Source organism: Streptomyces sp. NPDC033131, assembly GCF_055578365.1.
Genome location: NZ_JBVIPA010000108.1, coordinates 1 through 2,601 on the forward strand (window position 1 = coordinate 1; position 2,601 = coordinate 2,601).

A 2,601-nucleotide genomic window follows, 5' to 3' on the forward strand; every position below is an offset into this window, starting at 1 on the left:
TGGCTTCGGGGTGGTGGATGACGATGGCGTCGGTGGACTGTTCGGGGTGGAGCTGGAATTCCTCGGAGAGGTGGACGCCGATGCGTTCGGGTTGCAGGAGGTCGGCGATCTTGGCGCGGTCTTCGAGGTCGGGGCAGGCGCCGTAGCCCAGGGAGAAGCGGGCGCCGCGGTATTTGAGGGCGAACATGTCTTCCATGGCGTCGGGGTCCTGGCCGGCGAAGCCGAGTTCGGAACGGACCCGGGCGTGCCAGTACTCGGCGAGGGCCTCGGCGAGCTGGACGGACAGGCCGTGCAGTTCGAGGTAGTCGCGGTAGGCGTTGGCTTCGAAGAGTTTCGCGCTCTGTTCGCCGATGCGGGAGCCGACGGTGACGACCTGCAGGCCGACGACGTCCGTCTGGCCGGATTCCTCGGGGCGGAAGAAGTCGGCCAGGCACAGGCGCCGTCCGCGGCGCTGGCGGGGGAAGGTGAAGCGGGTGGTCTCGTTGCCCTGGTCGTCCAGGAGGATCAGGTCGTCGTCCTTGGACACGCAGCGGAAGTAGCCGTAGACGACGGCGGCCTCCAGCAGGTTGTCCCTCTGCAGGGTGTCCAGCAGGCCGCGCAGGCGGGGGCGGCCCTCGGACTCGACGAGTTCCTCGTAGGAGGGTCCCTCCCCGGTGCGGGCCTGCTTGAGGCCCCACTGGCCCTTGAACAGGGCGCCCTCGTCCAGCCAGGCGGCGTATTCCTTGAGCTGGATGCCCTTGATGACACGGGTGCCCCAGAACGGCGGGGTGGGCACGGGGTTGTCCACGGCCACGTCCGAGCGGGCCGCACCCTCCTGGGGGCGTTCCTCCACCGGGACGGCGGTGGCGGTGGCGGGCACGCGGCGTTGTTTCAGCTCGGGCAGGGCCGCGCCGGGGGTGCCGCGTTTGACGCCGATCAGGGCGTCCATCAGGCGCAGGCCCTCGAAAGCGTCGCGGGCGTAGCGGACCTCGCCCTGGTAGATGTCGTGCAGGTCCTGCTCGACGTAGGCGCGGGTCAGGGCGGCGCCGCCCAGGATGACGGGGAAGTCGGCGGCCATCCCGCGCTGGTTGAGCTCCTCCAGGTTCTCCTTCATGATCACCGTGGATTTGACCAGCAGGCCGGACATGCCGATCACGTCCGCCCGGTGCTGCTCGGCGGCCTCCAGGATCGCCGAGACGGGCTGCTTGATCCCCAGGTTGACCACGTTGTAGCCGTTGTTCGACAGGATGATGTCGACGAGGTTCTTGCCGATGTCGTGGACGTCGCCGCGCACCGTGGCCAGCACGATGGTGCCCTTGCCCTCCTCGCCCTCCACCTTCTCCATGTGCGGTTCGAGGTAGGCGACCGCGCTCTTCATCACCTCCGCGGACTGCAGCACGAACGGCAGCTGCATCTGCCCGGAGCCGAACAGCTCACCGACCACCTTCATGCCGTCCAGCAGCGTCTCGTTGACGATGTCCAGCGCGGAGCGCTCGCCCAGCGCGTCAGCCAGGTCCTGCTCCAGGCCGTTCTTCTCACCGTCGATGATGCGCCGCTTGAGCCGCTCCTCCAGCCCCAGCGCCGCCAGCTCCTCCGCCCGCCCCGCCTTGCGCGAGGTGGTGGTGGCCCCCTCGAACAACGCCATCAGCCGCTGCAGCGGGTCATAGCCCTCACGCCGGCGGTCGTAGATCAGATCGAGAGCGGTCTGCACTTCTTCCTCGGTGAAACGGGCGATCGGCAGGATCTTGCTGGCGTGCACGATCGCCGAGTCCAGACCCGCCTTCACACACTCGTCCAGGAACACCGAGTTCAGCAGCACCCGGGCGGCCGGGTTCAGACCGAACGAAATGTTCGACAGACCGAGTGTGGTCTGCACGGCCGGGTGGCGGCGCTTGAGCTCACGGATCGCCTCGATGGTGGCCACCCCGTCCCCACGGGACTCCTCCTGGCCGGTACAGATGGTGAACGTCAGACAGTCGATGAGGATGTCCGCCTCATGGATGCCCCAGGTGCCGCTCAGGTCGTCGATCAGCCGCTCGGCGATCGCCACCTTCGACTCGACGGTACGGGCCTGGCCCTCCTCGTCGATGGTCAGCGCGATCAGCGCCGCCCCGTGCTCCCGCGCCAGCGCGGTCACCTTCGCGAACCGGGACTCGGGCCCGTCCCCGTCCTCGTAGTTCACCGAGTTGATCACCGCCCGGCCGCCCAGCTTCTCCAGCCCGGCCCGCAACACCTCCACCTCCGTGGAGTCCAGCACGACCGGCAGCGTCGAAGCGGTCGCGAAGCGGCCCGCCAGCTCCGCCATGTCCGCCACCCCGTCCCGGCCGACATAGTCCACACACAGATCCAGCATGTGAGCACCCTCACGGATCTGCTCCCGCGCCATCTCCACACAGTCGTCCCAGCGGCCCTCCAGCATCGCCTCCCGGAACTTCTTCGACCCGTTCGCGTTCGTCCGCTCACCGATCGCCATGTAGGCGGTGTCCTGACGGAACGCCACCGACTGGTACAACGACGCCGCCCCCGGCTCCGGACGCGGCTCCCGCACCCCCGGAGCCACCCCCCGCACCCGCTCCACCACCTGCCGCAAATGCTCCGGCGTCGTCCCGCAACAACCACCGA

General features: G+C 68.7%; 1 protein-coding gene. It reads right to left on the bottom strand.

Going from position 1 to position 2,601, the window contains the following annotated elements; translation table 11 throughout:
- On the bottom strand, positions 1-2,601 hold a 2,601-nt coding region (metH, locus tag ACZ5XS_RS45645; protein ID WP_468661624.1), incomplete at both ends, for a methionine synthase.